Origin of the sequence: Aliivibrio sp. 1S175, assembly GCF_001690985.1 — a bacterium.
GTDB lineage: Bacteria > Pseudomonadota > Gammaproteobacteria > Enterobacterales > Vibrionaceae > Aliivibrio.
Genome location: NZ_MAJS01000090.1, coordinates 14,836 through 38,168, shown reverse-complemented (window position 1 = coordinate 38,168; position 23,333 = coordinate 14,836). Strand labels below are relative to the sequence as shown.

Below are 23,333 nucleotides of genomic sequence, written 5' to 3'. Positions count from 1 at the left end.
TCTTTGTCATTCAGTGATATACGACTTAATGACTTATTTTTATTTTAAAGAACATCGCATAAAAGAGAGGGATAACAACCAGAGTTAAAATTGTTGCGAACAACAAACCAAACATAATCGTTACAGCCATACTTTTAAAGAACGGATCGATAAGTAAAGGGGCAACCCCCAGAATAGTGGTTAATGCGCCGAGTAATACCGGTCTTGCACGACTTAATGACGCATCAATAATCGCATTATAAGGGGGCTTACCATTACCTACTTCGACATCCGCTTGGTCTACAAGTACGATTGCATTTTTCACCATCATACCGATAAGACTTAAGAACCCAAGTATTGCCATAAACTCAAACGGCGTTTGGAATATGACTAATCCTATTGATACACCAATGATTGCAAGTGGGGCAGTTAACCAAATAACTAAGGGTTGACGAAGTGCATTAAACATAAAGATCACTGATAAGATCATCGCGGCAAAACCATAAGGCGCAGAGATAGCTAATCCTTCATTCGCATCTTTAGAGGCTTTGTATTCCCCGTACCAAATCAATTGATAACCTGATGGTAACTCAATCGCTTCGATTTTTTCGCGAACTTGTTTGAATGCATCGGCGGTTAACACACCCGGAGCAGGGTCTGCTTGTACTAAGATGGTTGGCATTCTATCAATACGACGTAAAATAGCGTCTTCCCATACTAAGTTTGATGATTTAATCAATTGACTAACAGAGATAAAGCCGCCAGTAATAGGGCTAAATACTTCTGTATTTTCAATAGCTCGTTCATGATTACGTTCAGTTTCAGGTGAGCGAGCAACGATTGGAATAAGATCATTACCTTCACGATACACACCGACATTACGACCAGATAAGGTTTGTGCAATGGCAGTGTTTATCTCTTGTGTTGTTAATCCAAATTGTTGTGCTTTTTCTTCCGAAAATTGAGGTCGCAATACAGGTACTTGTTGACGCCAATCATCTTGAACTGCGATCAGTTGTGAGTCATTTAACATGACGGCTTTCGCTTGCTCTGCTAGTTGACGCAATACTTGGCTGTCTGGTCCTTTAAAGCCCGCTTCAATTTTTTTACCACCCCCACGGCCTAGCATAAATTTCCATACTTTGATTGACGCGTCCGTGTATTTTTCATCCAATTCGGTTTGCAGTTCTACCAATAGTGGAGCGATGTTTTGATAATCATCAATATCAATTAATAGCTGTCCATAACTTGGGTTACGCGCTTCTGGTGAATAAGTCAGCATGAAGCGTAAACCACCACCGCCAACAAAACTGGTGATATTGGTAATGCCTTCTTTTTGTTTCACGTCTTGCTCTATGGCAGCAATAGTTTGTTCAGTACGTTTGATGTCTGATCCTTGGGGTAAATAAACATCAACGACAAACTGCGCACGTTGAGATTCTGGCATAAACCCCGGTGGAATATAACGAACACCATAAATAGAAGTAAATAAAACAACCAGTAAAAGACCTACACTGATACCACGATGCGCTAATACCCAGGTTAATAACTGGCGGTATTGTTGACTGATACGACTCGGTGGAGTGTCATTATTAATGGCTTTTACGGTTAAAAAATCATGGCATAGCATCGGCGTAATTGTAATGGCAAATACCCAGCTTAACAGCATGGAATATAAGATAACCCAAAATAGAGAACCAGCGTATTCACCCATGTCAGAGGGAGATAAACCGATAGCACTGAAAGCACAGATCCCGACAACTGTTCCACCGAGTAGTGGCCACTGTGTTGCATTAACAACATCGGATACGATCGCTTTGCGGCTGTCATTAGGTGTGGTTTGTAAACGAACCAATATACCGTCAGTAACCACAATCGCATTATCAACTAACATACCTAGTGCAATGATCAATGCCCCCAAAGAGATCCTTTGCATCGCAATATCTTGGATAAGCATAATACATAGAGTACCAGCAACGGTAAGCAGTAAAACGAACCCGATAATGACGCCGGAGCGTAGCCCCATAAATAATAGCAATACGATAAATACAATGACAACGGCGGCGATTAAGTTATCAATAAAGTTAGTGACCGAAGCTCGAACTGAATCTGATTGCATGGAAATAACGTTCAGCTCTATTCCCAATGGCCGTTGTCCTTCAAGCTCTGCAATACGTACTTTTACAGCGTCGCCCATATCAACGACGTTGCCACCTGATACGTTTGAAATACCAAAGCCTACGGCACGTTCGCCATTATAACGAACTAACATCGAGCTTGGTTCTTGATAGCCACGAATGACGGTTGCAATGTCACCTAAGCGAAGAACGGTATTATTATCTCCAAGGCTCACTTGTAGGTTGTTTAAGTCATTAATTGAATTAATCCCAGAGTTTGGGATAACAGGAATACGCATTGCATTCGTTTCAATACTGCCAGCCACGGTAATGATGTTTTGCTTTTGCAGAACTTGATATACCCTTTCTGTAGAAACACCAAATTGCGCCATACGCTCACTCGACATTTCAACGAAAATTGTTTCTTGACGCTCTCCTAATGTTGCTGTTTTTGCAACACCAGGGACGAGGACTAACTCACGGCGTAAGTCATCAACATAATCTTGAAGTTGTTTATCACTAAAGCCTTCACCAGTAACGGCAAAAAAGAGAGAGTACACATCTGAAAAGTCATCATTAACAATAGATGGGCTTGCACCTGGTGGCAATTGACGTTGTGCATCTCCTATTTTTCGGCGTAATTTATCCCACACTTGTTGCAAAGCGGCTTGGCTTTGAGCAAATTCAAGTTTGATTTCAACCGTTACTTCAGACATGCCTTGTTTAGAGACCGATTTAACCTCTTTCACTTCTTGAAGTGATTGAACGGCACCTTCAATAATGTCGGTTACTTCGTCTGATACTTCCTGAGCGGTTGCACCAGAATAAGGGGTATTGATTACCGCTTGGCGAATTACAAATTCAGGGTCTTCAAAACGCCCAAGTTTTAAATAACTTAAGTAACCACCAAATAAGATCAGTGCAATAAATACCCATACAGAAGTGCGTTTAGCGATGGTATAGCGTGCAATGTCCATGCTTATTCCCCGTGATTCATTGCTGATTTATCTGAATAGGGTTTTACGGTCATATCTGCTTTTAAACTGGAGACTCCTGCAATGATAATGCGTTCACCTAGCTGCAAACCATCAGTGATAATTACTCGGTTTGTGAGTAATTCTCCAGTGTTAATTTGGCGCTGCTTGATTTGATTTTTAGTATCAAGAATCCAGACAAATTGTCCCCCTTTATTGTCAGGCACAATGGCGGTAAGCGGGACCGTAATTAACGAATTATCGTCGAGTGAAGAGTTTGGATAAATAGGAACGACTTTTACCGTCATACCTGGTAATACATTAAAACCGCCTAAGTCTTCAAAGGTCAGTACAACAGGGTAAGTTTGAGTAATAGGATCAGCTTGCGTTCCATAAGTACTTAATATCAGAGGAAATTGTTCATTAGGCATTGAGCTAATTTGGGCAACGGCTTTTGACCCTTTTAAGTCACCAAGCATGACACTGTCAGGTATATTGATTAGTACTTCTAATTTGTCGATGTTATGAATCGTTAAGACCGGATTATTTGCTTGTATTTGAATGTGATTATCGACCATTTTACGCCCCACAATACCATCAAAAGGGGCCGTTAATTGGGTATACTCCAATTGACGAGTTGATTCCTCCAAACGATTTTTTGCTAAACGATTACGAGTTCTTAATGTGTCTAAATCACTTTTTGCAATGGCTTGGCTTTTTTCATAAATGGCCTTACCACGATGGTATTCCGCTTGAGTATTTTTATATTCAGTAAGAGCGGATTCTAATGCTGTTTTCGCATCTCGGGGATCCAGTTGTGCTAAGAGTTGCCCTTCTTTAACTTGCTGGCCTTCTTCAACAAGTACACGAATAACACGGCCATTCATTCTAAATGCCAAATCAGCGCGTTGGGCTGAACGTACTACGCCATTGAAACGTAACTGAGCATTTATACTTGGAGTGATAACTTCAATAAGAGCAGGGCGAATTATTGCTGCCTTGATTACTTCTTTGGATTCATCTGAACCACAACTAGAGAGCATCATTGTACTAATGGCAAGACTGACGGCTAATGTGGTTTTTTTCATTAACGTTAATGTAGAGATGCTTGAGCTCATTTACTCATTCCTCATGAAAAGAGTCATAGATTGAAATAAAAAGTGGCGAGTTATTATAAAAGTAAACTCAGGAGTTTATTTTACGAGTAAAAAAACACTAAGTAAACTCTCGCGTATACTTATTTATCACTAACGCGTAGACTGGTGATAATTTATTGAGGGGGAGACGATGAAAAAATTGACACGATCAGAGCAAAAACATCTTGATATCATCAATGCAGCAAAAGAAGAGTTTATTGAACATGGTTTTCTTTCTGCAAATATGGATCGTATTACTTCATCAGCTGAAGTGTCTAAACGCACCCTTTATCGTCACTTTGAAAGTAAAGAGGTTTTATTTGAGTCGGTATTAACTATTATTAACGATTCGGTTAATGAAAGTGTTTCTTATCAATTTGATGACAGTAAAAGCACAAAGCAGCAGTTAGATGAGATCGCTTATAACGAAATTGAAGTGCTTTATCATACTTATGGTATTGCATTGGCTCGAACTATCGTAATGGAGTTTTTGCGCCAACCTGAGATGGCTAAAAACTTAATTAAAAATATTTATAGTATTCGAGCAATAACGCAGTGGTTTACCGAAGCGATTGACGCAGGAAGATTAAAACAAGCCGATCCTAAATTAATGACGGATGTGTATGTGAGTTTATTTCAAGGTTTGTTCTTCTGGCCGCAAGTCATGAATTTAGATATTGAACCTATAGGTGAGGCAATGGAGAATAAGGTAAACACGGTAACCTCTATTTTCATTCAATCTTATGGACTTAAATAGCATTTAGATAAGTAGATATAACGTATTACAGATCATAAAAATGGCGATGAGAATAAGGATAAGATCCTTATGCTATCGCCATTTTTTATTGAGTATAAAAATTATTTTTCGTTTTTATTCGCGTACATTTCTAAAGCAACCACTAAGCCGATACCAAGTACAACACCAATAACCGCGAAACCAATTAAAGCGGGCTGTTGGGTAACTTGCTCATAGTTGAATGGAGATAAGTTGTGCTCAATTAGCGGAACTTGCTCACCCTTTGAGTTAATGCGCCATTCAATGACTTCTTTCCAAGGCCAGATTTTACCTAATGTTCCGACCATTAAGCCGGTTAAAAAGATTAACGTAATGTCGCGGAATTTTCTTAGTAAAAACGATAACACATGTGAAAAGCTTAGTAGACCAATTAAACAGCCAGAAGCGAATAATCCCATGGTCATTAAATCAAGTGATTTTACCGCATCAAGCACAGGGCTATACATACCAATTAATAGCAGAATGAAGCTGCCTGAAATGCCAGGTAAAATCATGGCGCAAATAGCAATCGATCCAGCAAGAATATATGTGAAAGTAGACGGAGTCATTGTCATTGGGTTTAGTACCGTAATGCTATAAGCAAATGCGGCACCAGCTAATAACATAATAAAGCGATCTAATGACCATTTTTCAATTTGTTTCGCAATATGAATAATTGAAATAATGATTAAACCAAAAAAGAATGACCACAGTGGAATAGGGTGTGTGTGTAGCATCCATGTGATGAATTTTGCGAGAGTTAGAATACTCGTTAAAATGCCACCAAAAAGAGAAATTAGGAAAAAACCATTAATATGAGTAAATGCGGCTTTAAAACCTTCGCGCTTCCATAATCCGAAAATAGAAGGATTAATACGTCGAATGCTTTCTAAAAGCGTATCGTAAATCCCCGTAATAAAGGCAATTGTACCACCAGATACACCAGGAACAACGTCAGCTGCGCCCATTGCCATCCCTTTAAAAAATGTCGTTAAATAGTTCATTTTAGCTCTACGTAGATAAAAAACTTATGCATGATGCACCAAGGTGCGTAATTATACATAAGTTTTGTGTAAAAAATGTCGTAATAATGATTATTTCATCATGCCTACTAGTTCATCAGCCATCGCGATGGCTGCTTTTCTGTTTGGTAAGTTAAGTTTTTGATATAAATTACGAATATGGGTTTTAATGGTTGTTGGTGCCACGTCAAACTCTGCTGCAATTTGTTCATTACTAAAGCCTGAATATATTAAGCCAAGTACTTGCCACTCTCGATGAGTTAATGGGCTCGCTCTAATTAATTCAGGAACTTCTGGCGTATTGATTACTTTTTCAATAAAGGCTTCATCAAAGTGAGCAGAACGAGATCGTTCATTGTTAGATAATGCTTTTTGTAATTGTTCAATACGATGCTTTTCAAGTTCAGAAATTTGCCCTTTTTGTAATAGTTTTGCTAATGGTTTTAGTGTTCCTTTACCGGCCATTAAAAAGCTGCCAATAATACCAGTTTGATTCGATTGCTTTATAGCAAGATGCATTACTTCGACAGATTCATTAATTTGGTTATTTTCGTATAATAAAACGGATTCCATGATTGCGTTACGGTTGATATCTGTGATCAGTTTATGCTGTTGAGCAATGGCCTGTGACGTTTGTAGGGTATTGATTGCGAGTTCAATATCGCCTAGATGAAATTGTGCCCTGGCAATATTACGCCATTGGAGTTGAGTAAAGTGATTACAGCGAGTTTCTGGTTTTTCTGTTTGATTAAGCCAATAACTCATAGCGTTAGTATTCCCTTTGGCTTGCCAATAGAAGAGCTGTGCTGAAGAGGCATTTGCTTTCCAATCGATATGATAATCTGCTTGGCTTAATAGCTGCTGACATTTTTCAAGGTATCGTTCTGCTTTGTCTAATTCGCCACGAGCCACCGCTAAACGAGCCAACATTGAATAGCCACGTAGATGTTTCGTTTCATCAAAAGGAGATAAAACATCTAGCCCTTTCCATGTATATTGTTCTGCTTCATCAAATCGAAACCAGAACCAGTAAATCTGTGCACGGGCACGTAATAAAAACTCATGTAATGGCAATTGACCCAAATCTTGATCTTTAATTAATTTAAACCCATTATCTTGGAGATCAAAGGCCGCTTGCATAAAGCCTTGCGCCATTAATATTTCACTTTGTTGTAAGATAGCCCATAACGCTTGATGATAAATGCCATAAGTCATGGCCATTTTTTCAGTTTGTTGCATTAGCGCTAAGGCTTGAGCAAGATTCCCTGACACGTGGTGATATTCACCAATAACTGAAGTAGCAACAATACGGCTGCGATATTTGTTGGTGTCTAGTTCTTCAAGGGCTTTTTCTGCAAATGCCAGAGCTACTTCAGGCTCATTTTTGTTGATCGCCACTTGGGCTCTAAGCGCATCAAGTTCACCTTGCATATATCTATCTAGCGTCGTATTTCGAGCAGACATTTCTCGCTGACCTTCTGAAATAAGATCATCGACTTGTAAATAGTTGTGTTGACTTTGCGCCAACCACGCTCGAATAATGACAAGCCTTGGTGAAGTAAATAATACCTCAGGTTCAAGACTATTGATGGTTGATTCAAGTAAGGTTAGTTCACCATTGTTAAATAAATGCCAACCGTGTTGCGTTAAAATTTCAGCAATTAAGGCATCATCGTTTGCATTTTTTGCGTGACGAAGTGCTTGGTAAATATTACCGCTTGATAACCAAGCTTGTGCTGCTTTTTTCTGTAACTGAGTTTCTTCATGTGAAAGATGGTTTTGGCGTTGATGTGTTAAAAATTCAGCAAATAAGTTATGGAATTTGTACCAATCTCCTTTATCTCCATCGGTATTAATAAACAAACCAAAACGATTTAAGTTTTCAATTAATAACTGAGCATCATTTCGGTCAGTGAGCGTAATCAGTAACTGAGTACTAAAATGATCAAATACAGCGCAACGCATTAAAAAGTGCTGTGTCTCTTTATCTAAATGGTCAAAGACTTCTTCAGCAAGATAATCCCATAAATGAGTGTGATTAAGCTGAGCCATCGCCTGAGTCGAATTACTTAATGGTTGATTGTGTTGAATACTGTGCAGCGCAATGAGCTGTAGGGCGGATGGCCACCCTTCAACATGCTTACGAACATTGGTAATTGATTCTTGGTCAATATCACTATTAAGGCGTTGATTAAAAAATAGAGAGGTCTCTGATTGATCAAATGCCAAACTTTGATTGTCGATTTCAATTAATAGATCTCTAACACGTAAATTGGCGGTGTTAAGAGGGGGTTGAGAGCGACTGGTAATAACAAGAGTAAGATTATCAGGCAAATGTTTAAGGAAGAATTTTAAGCCTAAATGAATCGCGTCATTGGTAATTAAATGATAATCATCCAGTACAAAGTAAGCTTCATCTTGGAATGGAATGAGCTCAGTAAAAACCTGAGAAAATAAACTTGATAATGAAGCAAACTGTCTTTTTTCCGTTAAGGCTTTGGAGTGTTGGAGCTCTAACTTAGTGGCATTGCTGATGGTTTGAATGAAGTACTTTGCAAACTTGTATTCATCATTATCGCCTTCATCAAGACTATACCAACCTGTAGCCTCTTTATTTGCTAGCCATTGTGCGGCCATTGTTGTTTTACCGTAGCCTGCGGGAGATCGAAATAAAACTAGCTTGTAATGTGCAGCATCAGACAGAGTATTTAACACTCGTTGTCGCGTGATTGCGTTATGCAAGCGTCTTGGGAAATGTAATTTCGATGGTATTAACATAATTATTGTTCTTCTTAAAAATACTGAAGATATTATCCTCAATTATGAGAAAAGATGTACCATCTACGCCCCATAACTGTGAGCTAAGTTATGTTTTTATTATTGTTTGATTTGTAAATAAAACGAATCTACAACGGTAGTAAATGTAATTTTATTAATGTTCAAAAATGTGATCTTGTTATCACTTGGTGTTTTGTATTGTAAAAATGTGCTTTTTGTCACGTAAGACTCTCTTGTAGGCCTACAAAGTTGGAGTTTTATCACGTTATGTTTTCTCCTTTTAGCTACGCCTTATCTATTTTTATTCTCCTCCCCCTAAAAGGGAGGATGCGACCCCTAGATGAAACAGGCAGGATTAATCACAGTTGATTTATGAACTTTCGTGAGAGACAAAAGATGAAAAAGAACAACATCAAAAAATTTGATAAAGCGGCATTTCAAGCTTCTGTAAAACAACATTTAGTAACGACATTTGGTGCTGATGAAAAAACAGCAACTTCTAAAGTGTGGTATTTAGCGATGGGTAAAGCCCTAGCTGAACTAACAACATTTGATCTTGTTGGTACTGAAAATGATGAGAAAATTAAGAACGCACGTAGTGTTAACTACTTATCTTTAGAGTTCTTAATTGGCCGTTTAACAGGTAATAACCTAATTAGCATGGGTCTTTACGAAGACATTACGGATGCAATGGGTGAGTTAGGGCATAACCTGACTGATTTATTAGAAGAAGAACGCGATCCTGCATTAGGTAATGGTGGTCTTGGTCGTTTAGCTGCTTGTTTTATGGATTCTTTGGCTGCACAAGAGTTCCCAGCTATTGGTTACGGTCTTCATTACGAATACGGTCTGTTCCGTCAGTCTTTTGATGATGGGCGTCAACAAGAAGCACCAGATGCATGGTGTGGTGTAGAAGGCTACCCGTGGGAAGTGGCTCGTCCAGACTTCGCTCAAAACGCAGGTTTTTACGGTCATGTAGAAACACATATTGTTAATGGTGAAGAGAAACGCCGTTGGATTCCTGGAATGTCAGTAGAAGGCATGCCTTGGGATTTACCAATTGTAGGCTATGAAAGTGATACGGTGTACCCACTACGTTTATGGGAATGTCGTGCAAAAGCACCGTTTAGCTTAGCTAGCTTTAACAATGGTGATTACTTTGAAGCGCAACATGCTCTGATTGATGCGGGTAACGTAACGAAAGTCTTGTATCCGAATGATAACCATGAAAAAGGCAAAACACTGCGTTTAATGCAGCAGTACTTCCATTGTGCCTGTTCTATTGCGGATATTCTGCGTCGCCATGACGCAGCAGGTCATAAGATTGAAGACCTTCCAAAATATGAAACGATCCAATTAAACGATACACACCCAACGATCGGTATTCCTGAGTTGATGCGTATTTTAATGGATGAGCGTAATTTAACATGGGATGCGGCTTGGGCTATTTGTTCTAAGACGTTTGCTTATACAAACCATACCTTACTTCCTGAAGCTCTAGAAACATGGAGCGAATCGTTAATTTCGCGATTGCTTCCTCGTCATATGGAAATCATTTATCAGATTAACTACTTATTCTTAGAAGGCGTTAAACTTAAGTGGCCGGGCGATGTAAACAAACTACGTAAGCTTTCAATTATTGAAGAAGGCACTCACCGCATGGTGCGTATGGCGAATTTATGTGTTGTTTCTTCTTACGCGGTAAATGGCGTAGCGGCACTTCACTCTGAATTAGTTAAGCGTGATTTATTCCCAGAATTTAATGAATATTTCCCTGGTAAATTAACGAATGTAACGAACGGCGTAACGCCTCGTCGTTGGTTGAAGTTCTGTAATCCAGGCCTTTCTAACTTGATTTCAACTAAGATTGGTAATAACTGGCCAGCAGATTTAGATCAATTGCGTGATATCGCAAAATTTGCCGATGACGCTAAATTCCAAAAAGAGTTTATGGCGGTTAAGAAGCAAAACAAACAACGTTTAGCTGATTGGGTTCAAGAGAACATGGGTATTGAATTAAATACTGATGCTATTTTTGATGTTCAAATCAAACGTCTGCACGAATACAAACGTCAGCATTTAGATTTGCTAAACATTCTTTCTCTATACCACCGTATTTTGAATGAACCTGGTTTTGATATGCACCCACGAGTGTTCTTCTTTGCAGCAAAAGCCGCACCGGGTTATCACTTAGCAAAAGAGATCATCTTTGCTATTAATAAAGTGGCAGAGAAAGTAAATAACGATCCTCGCGTGTCTGATTTCTTAAAAGTTGTCTTCATTCCTGATTACCGTGTGAGCATGGCTGAAATCATCATTCCAGCCGCTGACGTGTCTGAGCAAATCTCTACCGCAGGTAAAGAAGCATCGGGTACGGGTAACATGAAGATGGCCTTAAACGGTGCATTGACTGTCGGTACGATGGATGGTGCAAACGTTGAGATCCGTGAAGAAGTGGGTGATGAAAATATCTTTATCTTCGGTCTTGATGTTGATGGAGTCGAATCACTAAAAGCATCAGGTTACAACCCGTATAAATATTATGAAGCAGATTCATTACTGCAAGCATCGTTAGATCTTCTTGCGGGTGATGAGTTTACTCCAGGTAAAGTGGGCCTACTATCTGCAATTCGTGACAACTTACTTTACGGCGGTGATCCTTACCTTGTATTGGCGGATTTTGCAGATTATGTTCGTGCTCAAAATGAGATTGATGCAGCATATCGTGATCAAAAACAGTGGGCGAAAATGGCTATTTTAAACACTGCTCTTGTTGGTAAATTCAGTTCAGACCGTAGTATCCGTGATTATGTAAATAACATCTGGAAACTAGAAGCGGTAAAACGTTAATTTGATTCAGAAATAGATAAATGAGGGCAGTGTTATGCTGCCCTTGGAGAAAGCGATGAAAGAGAATAATGTACTACATAAAATCGCAGAGCAGGCTGGGCTAGCAAATAGTTACATAAGCGCTTGGGGCGATGAAGCAAAAGTCAGTGACGAGACCTTAACTTGTTTACTGGCTTCTTTAGGTTATGACACTAAAAATGATAAAACTCTGCTTAGTTCTTCTGAAAAAATGCAGAAAAAAGACGTGTTAGCACCAGTCAAAGTCATTAGAGACAGTGACCCTTTACACGTTGAAATGCAGTTAGGTAAAAGTGCACGTATTAGCGAATTCAGTTGGAAAGTAACGACTGAAGAGGGTGAAATCCTTGAGGGGTATTTACAGTCTCAAGTTGTTGCTGATGAGCGTGATAACGGCGGTGTATTATTATTTTCTCTGCCTGTATTACCTTGGGGTTACCACACATTAGAAATTATTCGTAAACGCCGTAAAACGCCGTATGTAATGACATTGATTGTCACTCCAAAAGCGTGTTTTAAGCAAGAAGCGATTAATGAAGGTAAAAAAATGTGGGGGCCAAGTGTCCAGTTATACACATTAAGAACCTCTCATAACTGGGGTATTGGTGATTTTGGTGACCTAAAACAGTTAGTGGGTGATATTGCAAACCGTGGTGGTGATTTTGTTGGTCTAAATCCAATTCACTCATTGTTTCCTGCAAATCCTGAAGGCGCAAGTCCATACAGCCCATCATCACGTCGTTGGTTGAATATTCTATACATTGATGTGTGTTCAGTGCCTGAATTTGCATTATGTAATCAAGCTCAAGAATTAGTGGGTAGTGCTGAATTCCAACAACGATTGAATGAAGCGCGTCAATCTCATTGGGTGAATTACACTGAAGTGTCGTCACTTAAAATGAGTGTACTTCCTTTCCTTTTTGAAGAATTTAAAGCACGCCATATAGATAAAAATAGTGCGCGTGCTGATGCGTTTTTAGCGTTTGTTGAAGAGGGCGCAGAAAGCTTACTTCATCAGGCTGCTTTTGATGCACTTCATAATAAACTTTATACACAAGATCAAAGTATTTGGGGGTGGCCTGTTTTCCCAAGTGAGTTTCAGCATTTTGATAATAAACAAGTACAGCAATTTATTACGGATAACCGTGATCAAGTTGATTTGTACATGTACTTACAGTGGGTTGCTTTTACTCAAATTAATGATGTTCAGCAATTTGCTGAAGGTAAAGGTATGGACGTAGGTCTTTATCGTGATTTGGCCGTAGGTGTTGCGGATTCAGGTTCGGAAACATGGGCTGACCATGGCAACTTATGTTTAGATGTTAGCATTGGCGCTCCACCTGATATTTTAGGTCCTCTAGGCCAAAACTGGGGGTTACCACCATTAAATCCACATGCATTAAAAGCAACGGCTTACGATGCATATATTGAATTACTTCGCGCAAATATGAAAGCGTGTGGTGCATTACGTATTGACCACGTATTAGGTTTATTACGTTTGTGGTGGATCCCAAAAGGTGAAGACGCGACAAAGGGTGCGTACATGTACTACCCTGTGGAAGATATGTTATCCATCCTTGCTTTAGAGAGCCATCGTCATCAATGTTCAGTTATTGGTGAAGATCTTGGTACTGTGCCTGATGAGATTGTTGATTTATTAGCGGATGCAGGTATTCATTCTTATAAAGTTTTCTTCTTTGAAACAGCAAAAGATGGTGGATTCTATTCTCCAACGCATTACCAAGAACAATCGATGTCAGCATTATGTACTCATGATATGCCGACATTACGTGGTTTCTGGCATTGTGATGATTTAAAAATGGGCGAAGAAATTGGCCTTTATCCTGACCCTGAACAATTGAAAGAATTATTTCAAACTCGTGCAGAGTCAAAGCAAGAAATTTTAAATAGTGTTGATTTTCATGGTTTCCTTCCTGAAAGAGTTGGGCGTGATGCCTCTTATGTGCCTATGGATAGACATCTGAGTGATGCACTCCAATATCATTTGGCAGCAGGATCGAGCACGCTTCTCAGTTTACAGCTTGAAGATTGGCTAGAAATGGATAAACCAGTTAACATACCGGGAACTGTTGATGAATATCCAAACTGGCGTCGTAAGTTATCAATTACCTTGGATGAATTATTTAATCGCCAAGCTGTTAATGAACTAACTAAGCGCATAACTGAAATTCGAGCTCAAGCTAGCCGAAAATAATAGGAGTATTTACGTTGAACTTACTTGTTGAACGTAAAGAAAAGGACATTTACATGCAGCTCGAAAGGGCTGCGTTTTCAGATCCGTTTTCTTTTCTAGGTCCACAATATCAATCAAATCACATCGCATTGCGGGTTTGGCTTCCAGGAGCCACTTCGGTAAGTGTTCGCCTCTCTCTACATTCAGACAATCTATTAACGCCAGATCCTTTGCTTTCTGGTGCATTCGTCTTAAATGATTCACTTGATCTTACTAATACTCACTACCAGTTAGTTGTTGATTGGAATGGTGCAGAGCAAGTGATTGATGACCCATATCAATATCATAATATATCACCGACAGACGCTGAAGCTCATACCCCAAAAGAAATGTATAACCACTTAGGTGCGCATTTAATGACGGTAGAGCGAGGTAATAAGCATATACAAGGTGTACGCTATGTCGTGTTTGCGCCTAATGCATCTTCTGTTAGCGTAATTGGTGATTTCAACCAATGGGACGGACGTCGTCACTTAATGCAACGCATTGATAATGGACTTTGGGTACTATTTATTCCTGAACAAAGCGCTGGGACTAAATATAAATTTGAGCTAAAAGGTCCAAGTGGGGAAGCATTACCTCATAAAATGGATCCATTTGGTGCTTATAATGAGCAATACCCTTCATTTGCTTCTGTGGTGTATGATCAAAAAGAATATCAGTGGCAAGACTCCTCATGGCAAACTCGTCCTGTAACTCAAAAGCAAAAGGAAGCTCTTTCGTTTTATGAATTACATGTAGGTTCATGGAAGCGAAATGAACAAGGTGATTTTTTAACCTACCGTGAATTAGCAGAACAATTAATCCCTTATATTGTAGATATGGGGTATACCCACATTGAGTTAATGCCTGTTTCAGAGCATCCATTTTATGGATCATGGGGTTATCAACCAATTGGCTTATTCTCTCCGACGAGTCGTTTTGGTACACCTGATGATTTCAAATTCTTTGTTGATCAGTGTCACCAAGCGGGTATCGGTATTGTTCTTGATTGGGTTCCTGCCCACTTCCCATCAGATTCACACGGTTTAGCGAATTTTGATGGAACGTCATTGTTTAATGATCCAGATCCTCGCCGTGGTTGGCATAATGATTGGCAGAGTTTTATTTATAACTATGACCAACAACACGTGCGCGAATTCTTAGTTTCAAATGCACTGTATTGGTTTGAACACTTCCATATCGATGGCTTACGTGTTGATGCGGTTGCGTCAATGCTTTACCTTGATTACTCACGTGAAGATGGTGAGTGGATCCCTAATTGGGATGGCGGAAACCATAACCACGGTGCAATCGCGTTGTTAAAATGGATGAATGAAGAAGTGTATTCTCATTATCCAAATGCAATGACTATTGCCGAAGAATCAACTGCATTCCCTGGCGTGTCTGCACCAACATTTGATGGTGGTTTAGGTTTTGGCTTTAAATGGAATATGGGGTGGATGCACGATAGCCTGAGTTATATTCAAGAAGATCCAATTCACAGACGTTATCATCATGACACCATTACTTTCCCAATGGTATACGCATTTAGTGAAAACTATGTGTTATCACTTTCTCATGATGAAGTCGTGTATGGCAAAGGATCTATTTTAGATAAAATGCCAGGTGATGAGTGGCAAAAAACGGCGAACATGAGAGCCTATATGGGTTATATGTATGGTCAGCCAGGTAAAAAACTCAACTTTATGGGCGCTGAAATTGCTCAAAGTGCTGAATGGGATCATGACAGTCAATTACAATGGTTCTTAACGCAGTTTGAACGTCATTCAGGCATGCAATCTTTAGTCCGTGATTTGAATAAGCTGTACACATCAGAACCTGCGTTATATCAGAACGATTGCAATCCTGTTGGTTTTGAATGGCGTTTACAAGATGAAGCGGAAATGAGTGTACTTGCTCATGAACGTTTGGGTGATAATGGCGAGCGTATTTTGGTTGTGAGTAACTTCACTCCTGCACCAAGAGAAAATTTCCGTTTAGGAATGCCAATTTCTGGGGAGTATGAACTAATCCTTAATAGTGATGCTAATGTTTATGGTGGCAGCGGCTATGACATCATTAGTGAAGTGAAAACTGAAGAAGTAGAATCTCAAGGTTTACCACTATCTATCTCACTCACTCTTCCTCCATTGTCGACAATGTTTTATCGTTTGAAGTAATAATTAAGTTTTTCGTAATAAAAATCCCTGAATAATTATGTTATTCAGGGATTTTTCATTGCTCGCTTATTCTGGCAATAAATACTCATCAAACCCAATTTTAGTCAATTTTTCAAAGGCTTGCCAAACATCATCGGGAATATCCTGTGCTTCTTGATATCCTAATGTTGGGTATACTTTTAAGCGATGTAATTCACCTAGAATAATACTAGCGACATGATCAAATGTGACCTCTTCTGTAGGGTAATTTACAAAAGTAATATTAGGCGATGAAATACAGAATTCGATATCGGCCCAGTTTTTTAAGAAAGTGGCGAGTAACCTCCTCTCCATATATGGTTTCTGAACCAAAAGAAGAGAATTAATCGAAATATTTTTTTCTTTCAATAATGCTTGAGTGAAAAATATGTTTTCGCCGGTATTTGTTGCCTTTGTTTCGACAAGAATAGCGGAAGAGGGCACGCCCATATCTTTAGCTACATGTGCAAAGGTTTCTGCTTCACTTAGCGTAAATAAACCTTCAGTAGCTCGACCTTGAGCACCAGAGAAAATTAATAATGGAGCATAACCATCAAGATATAGCTGTGCAGCATGTTCAGCAACACGTAAATCATAGCTACATAAGACAAAAATAGCGTCGCTTTTACTTATTGGTTGGCTCAGTAAATGGTAATCCCACACTAGTTGCAATTGTTGAAAAAGTGACCGTTGCATATAACACCTCTGTGATTATATAAGTGACTGAATAATTGCACATCGTTTAATATTGAGGCAAATTATATTATTTAGTCTGTAATACTGTATTTTGGTTTTGTGTCTTTTATGTTAACGCAAAGTTAACTTGAAGGTGGTAAAGATTGAGCTGATGCACATTATTGGTTGAATCTTTTTTGTAAACAAATTGAAGTTACATGTATCACAGTTTTGTAATCCAAATGTGTTAAGTTAATCCCATAATAAACAGATATAAGTAATATTTTTAATAATTACTATTTTAATTATAAAAGTTGGAGAGAAAATGGCTGGTGTATTAGGAATGATTTTGGCTGGAGGTGAAGGCTCACGTCTTCGTCCGTTAACAGAGTCACGTACAAAACCTGCAGTACCGTTTGGTGGTAGCTATCGTTTAATCGATTTTGCCTTAAACAATTTTGTAAATGCAGATTTAATGCGTATTTATGTATTGACTCAGTTTAAGTCACAATCATTATTCCAACATATGAAAAAAGGTTGGAATGTAAATGGAATTACCGATCGCTTTATTGACCCTGTTCCTGCGCAAATGCGTACAGGTAAACGTTGGTACGAAGGTACTGCGGATGCGATTTATCAAAACATTAGCTTTATTGAAGCATCAGATCCTGAACACGTATGTATTTTTGGTTCTGATCATATTTATAAGATGGATATTCGACAAATGCTCGATTTCCATAAGAAGAAACAAGCAGCTCTGACTGTTTCTGCACTTCGTATGCCAGCGAAAGACGCGACTGGCTTTGGTGTTATCGAAGTAGACGAAAAAGGGAAAATGATTGGTTTTGAAGAAAAACCAGCGAATCCAAAATGTATTCCAGGCCAACCAGGTATTGCATTGGTCTCAATGGGTAACTACATCTTTGAATCAGAAAGCCTATGTAAAGAGCTAAAGATAGATGCTGAGCTTGAAGATTCTTCACATGACTTTGGTAAGGACATCATTCCAAAAATGTTCCCAGAAGGGAATGTGTATGTTTATGATTTTAGTACCAATCATATTACGGGTGAAAAAGAAGAAGTTTACTGGCGTGATGTAGGTACGATTGAGTCGTACTGGGAAGCGCACATGGATCTTCTTAAGAAAGATGCTCCATTCTCTCTCTACAACCGTAAATGGCCGCTTCATACATATTACCCGCCACTTCCACCTGCGACATTCACAGATTCTGACAATGGCCGAGTTCAAATCATTGACAGTTTAGTGTGTGGTGGCAGTTACGTCCGTGGTTCTCGTATTGAGAAATCGGTACTTGGTTTCCGTAGTAACATCGCTTCTGCGTGTGATATTAGTGAAAGTATTCTTCTGGGTGATGTAAAAATCGGTAAAGGCTGTGTTTTACGCCGAGTTATCGTAGATAAAGGCGTAGATATAGCCCCAGGAACTGAAATTGGTGTTAATCTTCAAGAAGATAAGAAGATATATCATGTTTCAGATGAGGGTATAGTCGTTATCCCTAAAGGAGTGAGAATTGGTTACTAAGACGCTTTCAATTTTATTTGTAGCATCTGAGGTTGAAGGGTTGATTAAAAGTGGAGGCTTGGCAGACGTTGCCAAGGCTCTGCCTAAGTCTCTTAAAAAGTTAGGGCATCAAGTTAACATCGCGATGCCTGCCTATAAGTCGATTTCAGGCCGAGATGCCGCTGATATTATACTGGAAACAACATTAACGCACTGGCCACATACGCAGTATCAAGTTAGATCGTTAGAAGTGGATGGCATTTCGGTGTTTGGTATTGAGTGTGCTGAGTATTTTGATCGTGCAGAAATGTATGGTGAAAATAACCAAGCGTATTCTGATAATGGTGAACGATTTGCTTTTTTCAGCGCTGCTTGTCTTGATATGCTGCCAAAGCTTAATGTTCAACCTGACGTTATTCATGCGAATGATTGGCATACCGGATTAGTCCCATATCTGCTGAAAAAACGTTACGAAAATGATGCTTTCTTTTCACATACTCGTTCCGTTTTATCTGTACATAATGCAGTGTTTAAAGGCATTTTTAATTATGATGACATTGCATGTCTTTCTGAGTTTAAAGCACATTATGTGCCTGAAGCAGCAGTAAGCCACAGCCATATAAGTATGCTAAAAGCCGGTGTTCTGTGTGCGGATAAAATTAATGCAGTAAGCCCTACTTATGCAAAAGAGTTACTTACAGAACTCGGTTCTCATGGCATGGCTGTTGATTTTCAATCAAGAGAGTCAGACCTGTTTGGGATCCTAAACGGGTGTGATTATAGTGAGTGGAGCCCAGAAGTAGACAGCTTTATACCTAAACAGTTTAAAGCAAACCGCATTAGTATGGTTCGTGGTAAGAAGGCATGCAAATCAGTACTACAAGAAGACGTTAATTTGCCTCAAAGAGACGTTGCAATGTATGGCATGGTTTGTCGTTTGACTCACCAGAAAGGCATTCACTACTTGTTACCTATTTTAGAACAGTTCTTAAAGAATGATGTTCAAGTGGTTATTGTTGGCACTGGTGACCCTGTTCTAGCTAATCAATTGGCTGAAATTGCAGCGTTACATAGTGATAAATTTGCTTTTGTTGAAGCGTACAATAATAAGTTAGCTCATTGGGTTGAAGCAGCATCTGATTTCTTCTTAATGCCATCAGAGTTTGAACCATGTGGATTAAATCAAATTTATAGCATGGCTTATGGAACATTACCTATTGTTCGTGAAGTTGGTGGTCTTAAAGACAGTGTAACTGACTACGACAGTGATATTGATAATGCCACAGGGTTTAGTTTTAAAAATCCAGAGCCTGTAGAATTGTTATTAGTATTAATGCGTTCTCTATTACTTTATAGCCAAAACCTAAATGAAATAAAACGTGTGCAATTACATGCAATGAAGCAAGATTTCAGCTGGGATAACGCGGCGGAAAAATACGTAGAAATGTACGTATCTTAATTCTCGTTTTAGGTATACCCAAAGGAAAGGCTTAGGTCTTTCCTTTTTTATTTCTATATCCATACATAATGGATCATTAATCCGTATAGAAGTTTAATAAATTTGAGTTGAAATTGTATCTTAGTGTAAGTTGGGTATAGAATAGCCCTCTTTACTGGCTAGGTATCGAATTGTGATTTCAAAATTACCTAAATGGGTCGAATACGGCACTTTTTTTCTGGCGTTGTTAGCTGGAATTACTAACTCAGTGGGCTTGCTGGGTTTTCAACATCAATCTATTTCGCATCTTTCAGGGACCGCTACTCTACTAGGTACACAACTACTTGGTTTTAATGATCAAACGTGGCATTTACTTTTTATTATATTCAGTTTTATTTTAGGCTCATCGTTAAGTAGCCTGATTGTTGGTTGTACCGCACTTAAACTAGGGCGACGTTATAATTTCGCGCTTATGATTGAAAGTTTACTATTGTTTGCTGCAATGTTTGTATTAAAAGAGGGTAGTCAATGGGGGCATTATTTTGCATCCGCTGCATGTGGCTTACAAAATGGTTTAGTAACAACATACAGCGGTGCCGTAGTTAGAACAACCCATGTGACTGGTGTATTAACGGATCTTGGTATCATGTTTGGTATGAAATTAAAGGGTGAACCGATCCATCATCGCCGATTAGCTCTTTATTTATTCATCGCTTTTGGTTTTGTATTTGGTGGTGTAATTGGCGGTTATTTTTATCCATCATTAGGGATCAATACACTAGCGATACCTGCTACATTATGTGCTTTATTGGCACTTTCTTATTCTATTTATTTGTACCAACATAAAGACCATCAATAAGTTTAGTGAATCAATGTCTAAATAAAAAATGGCAGCTAATTTAGCTGCCATTTTTAGTTTTATTTCTTAGTATTGATTAAGAATTTGATGTTTGAACTAGTGGCTTATATGGATTATCCGCCTTACGACAAGCCGCAGTAGTGAATAGAACATCAGTTGAACTATTCAATGCTGTTTCTGCTGAATCTTGTACCACACCGATAATAAAGCCGATAGCAACCACTTGCATTGCCACTTCGTTTGGAATACCAAATAGGCTACATGCTAATGGAATAAGTAGTAGTGAGCCACCGGCAACACCTGATGCACCACACGCCGAAACAGCAGCAACTAAACTAAGTAATAGAGCTGTTGGTAAATCAACGGCAACACCTGATGTATGTACAGCGGCAAGTGTCAGTACTGTAATGGTAATTGCCGCTCCGGCCATGTTGATTGTCGCACCCAATGGAATTGATACAGAATAAGTATCTTTATGTAGGTTCAAACGCTCACATAATGCCATGTTTACAGGAATATTTGCTGCAGAACTTCGAGTAAAGAATGCCGTTACACCACTTTCACGTAAGCATAAGAAAACGAGTGGATATGGGTTACGTTTGGTACGAATAAATACAATCAATGGGTTAACAATTAAGGCAATAATTGCCATTGAACCAAGTAAAACGGCTAATAGGTGAGAATAACCTGCTAATGCATCAAAACCAGTTTCTGCGAAAGTACTTGCAACAAGGCCAAAAATACCAATAGGGGCAAAACGGATAACCACAGTTACAATGTTTGAAATACAGTTTGAAAGGTCAATGAATACTTTTTTTGTTGCATCAGATGCAGAGTGTAAACCTAAACCAAGCGCAACGGCCCAGCCTAAGATACCGATAAAGTTACCTGTCATTAATGCATTAATTGGATTATCAATAATTTTAAATAATAAAGTATACAACACTTCCATAATGCCTTCAGGTGCACTATTGGTTGCAGCATCAGTGACTAAAGATAAGGTTGTCGGAAAAATGAAACTCATAGTGACGGCAGTTAGTGATGCACAAAAGGTTCCGACTAAATATAAAACAACAACGGGCTTCATATTTGAGTCTTGGCCTCGTTTTTGGTTTGCTATTGAAGACGCAACAAGAATAAAGACAAGAATAGGAGCAACCGCTTTTAATGCGCTAACAAATAATTGACCAAAAAGGCCGGCAGAAACTGCGGTTTCTGGTGAAAGAGTGGCAAGAGCAACACCTGCTACAATACCAATTAATATTTGTATAACGATGTTTGTATTCATCATTCGAACGAGTAATGGTTGGGGCTGGGCTTGTTGCGGCATATTAAATTCCTTTAATTTAGTACTACGTACATCTTATCTGATGCTTATGCGAAAGATAGTAACATTATTGTCTATTTTTTTGCACTAACTTGTTAAAGACTTCTTTTAAAATGCCGATAACTTATAGAATTTACGTGTTACAGATATAATTGTTGGTGATAATATCAGTGCAATCATTAGGTGAGTGATGTTTATGAGTGGAATGCTAAATAGTGTGGATCAAAGAACCCAGCTTGTGGGTCAAAACCGATTGGAATTGTTGCTTTTTAAGCTTAACACGACTCAAATTTTTGCTATTAATGTTTTTAAAGTAAAAGAGATATTAAAGGTTCCAAAGTTAACTAAATTACCCGGTTCTCATTATCATATTTCTGGGGTAGCGAGTTTACGTGGAGAATCTGTCCCTGTGATTGATTTACGTGGTGCCATTGGAATGAAACCAATGGGTAAGGATGAAGAAAGTACATTAATCATTACGGAATATAACCGTAGCATTCAGGGCTTTTTAGTTGGTCAGATTCAAAATATTATTAATACGACATGGGCTGATATTCTGCCGCCACCAAAAGCGGTGGGTCGCCATAACTACCTTACTGCGATTACTCAGGTTGAAGTTGAACCCAATACGACCCGTATTGTTGAAATTATTGATGTTGAAAAAGTACTTGCAGAGATAATTGAATATGACATTTCAATTTCTGATGGTGTTTTAGACCAAGAATTAGTTCGTCATATGTATGGGCGCAAAGTACTTATTGTTGATGATTCAAGTACGGCACGAACTCAAGTTAGAAATACACTCGAGCAACTTGGTTTGGAAGTTATTGAAAGAACTGATGGGCGACAAGCTCTTGAGCTGTTAAAGGGGTGGTGTGATGAAGGTAAAGTCATTAATGATGAAATATTATTAATGATAACAGATGCTGAAATGCCAGAAATGGATGGCTATAGACTGACTCATGAAATCAGAAATGACACGAGGATGCATGACCTGTTTATTACGTTAAATACCTCATTAAGTGGTAGCTTTAATAATGCAATGGTACAGAAAGTGGGCTGTGATCGTTTTATTTCTAAGTTTCAGCCAGATCTCATTGTTGGTGTAGTACAAGAACGATTAGCTCAGATTATTTAGTTATTTTTATTAGTTTGATGTTGTATTCAATTTATTTTAATCATCATAATACGGGCATAGTTATACTAAATGTGACAAGTTTGTTGTTTTTTGGTATTGTTTTAACGGTTCCGTGACATTGGAGCGTAGAACAAGACGCTTTGTCTTTTACACACCATTTATAAGGTAGTTTGTTCGTATATGATCTGGATTACATCCAAGTTAATAATTACGCTGATGGTTTTAGCGTATAGGACATATCACAAAGGACGTGTAAAATCTGAAATTGAGTAAGATCAGTTTTAGTCAATG

General features: G+C 38.7%; 14 protein-coding genes. 8 read left to right on the top strand and 6 right to left on the bottom strand.

Annotation, left to right across the window (positions count from 1 at the left end; translation table 11 throughout):
* Positions 1 to 25: 25 nt before the first annotated feature.
* Together A6E06_RS18615 and A6E06_RS18610 are read right to left on the bottom strand one after the other, a co-directional pair.
* Entirely contained in the window at positions 26 to 3,073 is a 3,048-nt protein-coding gene (locus A6E06_RS18615) for an efflux RND transporter permease subunit (protein ID WP_065592814.1), read from the bottom strand.
* Between the two features lie 2 nt (positions 3,074 to 3,075).
* Entirely contained in the window at positions 3,076 to 4,188 is a 1,113-nt protein-coding gene (locus A6E06_RS18610; protein WP_065592815.1) for an efflux RND transporter periplasmic adaptor subunit, read from the bottom strand.
* Positions 4,189 to 4,357: 169 nt separating this feature from the next.
* Between A6E06_RS18610 and A6E06_RS18605 the strand changes: the two genes are divergently transcribed.
* Entirely contained in the window at positions 4,358 to 4,963 is a 606-nt protein-coding gene (locus A6E06_RS18605) for a TetR/AcrR family transcriptional regulator (RefSeq protein ID WP_083190373.1), read from the top strand.
* A 101-nt stretch (positions 4,964 to 5,064) separates the two neighbouring features.
* Here the strand turns inward: A6E06_RS18605 and A6E06_RS18600 are convergent, their stop codons facing one another.
* Together A6E06_RS18600 and malT are read right to left on the bottom strand one after the other, a co-directional pair.
* Positions 5,065 to 5,985, bottom strand: coding sequence for a DUF368 domain-containing protein (locus A6E06_RS18600; RefSeq protein ID WP_065592816.1), 921 nt, complete (start codon positions 5,983 to 5,985; stop codon positions 5,065 to 5,067).
* Between the two features lie 90 nt (positions 5,986 to 6,075).
* Positions 6,076 to 8,781, bottom strand: a complete 2,706-nt coding sequence (gene malT, locus A6E06_RS18595) for an HTH-type transcriptional regulator MalT (protein ID WP_065592817.1) — start codon at positions 8,779 to 8,781, stop codon at positions 6,076 to 6,078.
* Positions 8,782 to 9,177: 396 nt separating this feature from the next.
* On the opposite strand from malT, the gene A6E06_RS18590 reads away from it, so the two are divergent.
* The 3 genes from A6E06_RS18590 to glgB are packed head-to-tail and all read left to right on the top strand — an operon-like array spanning position 9,178 to position 16,065.
* Positions 9,178 to 11,631, top strand: a complete 2,454-nt coding sequence (locus A6E06_RS18590) for a glycogen/starch/alpha-glucan phosphorylase (protein WP_065592818.1) — start codon at positions 9,178 to 9,180, stop codon at positions 11,629 to 11,631.
* Positions 11,632 to 11,686: 55 nt separating this feature from the next.
* On the top strand, positions 11,687 to 13,864 hold the full coding sequence (gene malQ / locus A6E06_RS18585; protein ID WP_065592819.1) for a 4-alpha-glucanotransferase: 2,178 nt from the start codon (positions 11,687 to 11,689) through the stop codon (positions 13,862 to 13,864).
* 53 nt (positions 13,865 to 13,917) lie between these two features.
* On the top strand, positions 13,918 to 16,065 hold the full coding sequence (gene glgB / locus A6E06_RS18580; RefSeq protein ID WP_065592842.1) for a 1,4-alpha-glucan branching protein GlgB: 2,148 nt from the start codon (positions 13,918 to 13,920) through the stop codon (positions 16,063 to 16,065).
* Positions 16,066 to 16,131: 66 nt separating this feature from the next.
* Here glgB and A6E06_RS18575 read toward each other — a convergent pair whose 3' ends face one another.
* A complete protein-coding gene (locus A6E06_RS18575; RefSeq protein ID WP_065592820.1) occupies positions 16,132 to 16,779 on the bottom strand; it encodes a YdcF family protein in 648 nt (215 codons plus the stop codon).
* 304 nt (positions 16,780 to 17,083) lie between these two features.
* Here A6E06_RS18575 and glgC point away from each other — a divergent pair, with 304 nt between their 5' ends.
* From glgC to A6E06_RS18560, 3 genes are all read left to right on the top strand, one after another.
* Positions 17,084 to 18,301 carry a glucose-1-phosphate adenylyltransferase gene (gene glgC / locus A6E06_RS18570; protein WP_065592821.1) on the top strand — a complete coding sequence of 406 codons (1,218 nt, stop codon included), beginning with the start codon at positions 17,084 to 17,086 and terminating at the stop codon, positions 18,299 to 18,301.
* Positions 18,291 to 19,739, top strand: coding sequence for a glycogen synthase GlgA (gene glgA / locus A6E06_RS18565; RefSeq protein WP_065592822.1), 1,449 nt, complete (start codon positions 18,291 to 18,293; stop codon positions 19,737 to 19,739). The genes glgC and glgA overlap by 11 nt, the downstream gene beginning before the upstream one ends.
* Before the next feature lie 172 nt (positions 19,740 to 19,911).
* Positions 19,912 to 20,577: a YoaK family protein gene (locus tag A6E06_RS18560; protein ID WP_065592823.1), complete on the top strand. Its 666-nt coding sequence runs from the start codon at positions 19,912 to 19,914 to the stop codon at positions 20,575 to 20,577.
* A gap of 76 nt (positions 20,578 to 20,653) precedes the next feature.
* Here A6E06_RS18560 and sstT read toward each other — a convergent pair whose 3' ends face one another.
* Positions 20,654 to 21,907 (bottom strand): serine/threonine transporter SstT, encoded by a 1,254-nt coding sequence (gene sstT, locus A6E06_RS18555; protein ID WP_065592824.1) that lies wholly within the window; start codon positions 21,905 to 21,907, stop codon positions 20,654 to 20,656.
* A 193-nt stretch (positions 21,908 to 22,100) separates the two neighbouring features.
* Between sstT and A6E06_RS18550 the strand changes: the two genes are divergently transcribed.
* Complete coding sequence (locus A6E06_RS18550) at positions 22,101 to 23,042, top strand: chemotaxis protein CheV (protein ID WP_065592843.1); 942 nt, start codon at positions 22,101 to 22,103, stop codon at positions 23,040 to 23,042.
* Positions 23,043 to 23,333 lie beyond the last annotated feature (291 nt).

Bases quoted from the DNA above. Each gene is read 5' to 3' on its own strand.
- A6E06_RS18590 (WP_065592818.1), top strand. From the start codon at position 9,178: ATGAAAAAGAACAACATCAAAAAATTTGATAAAGCGGCATTTCAAGCT.
- malT (WP_065592817.1), bottom strand. From the start codon at position 8,781: ATGTTAATACCATCGAAATTACATTTCCCAAGACGCTTGCATAACGCA.
- malQ (WP_065592819.1), top strand. From the start codon at position 11,687: ATGAAAGAGAATAATGTACTACATAAAATCGCAGAGCAGGCTGGGCTA.
- A6E06_RS18550 (WP_065592843.1), top strand. From the start codon at position 22,101: ATGAGTGGAATGCTAAATAGTGTGGATCAAAGAACCCAGCTTGTGGGT.
- sstT (WP_065592824.1), bottom strand. From the start codon at position 21,907: ATGCCGCAACAAGCCCAGCCCCAACCATTACTCGTTCGAATGATGAAT.
- glgB (WP_065592842.1), top strand. From the start codon at position 13,918: ATGCAGCTCGAAAGGGCTGCGTTTTCAGATCCGTTTTCTTTTCTAGGT.
- A6E06_RS18615 (WP_065592814.1), bottom strand. From the start codon at position 3,073: ATGGACATTGCACGCTATACCATCGCTAAACGCACTTCTGTATGGGTA.
- glgC (WP_065592821.1), top strand. From the start codon at position 17,084: ATGGCTGGTGTATTAGGAATGATTTTGGCTGGAGGTGAAGGCTCACGT.
- A6E06_RS18605 (WP_083190373.1), top strand. From the start codon at position 4,358: ATGAAAAAATTGACACGATCAGAGCAAAAACATCTTGATATCATCAAT.
- A6E06_RS18610 (WP_065592815.1), bottom strand. From the start codon at position 4,188: ATGAGCTCAAGCATCTCTACATTAACGTTAATGAAAAAAACCACATTA.
- A6E06_RS18575 (WP_065592820.1), bottom strand. From the start codon at position 16,779: ATGCAACGGTCACTTTTTCAACAATTGCAACTAGTGTGGGATTACCAT.
- A6E06_RS18600 (WP_065592816.1), bottom strand. From the start codon at position 5,985: ATGAACTATTTAACGACATTTTTTAAAGGGATGGCAATGGGCGCAGCT.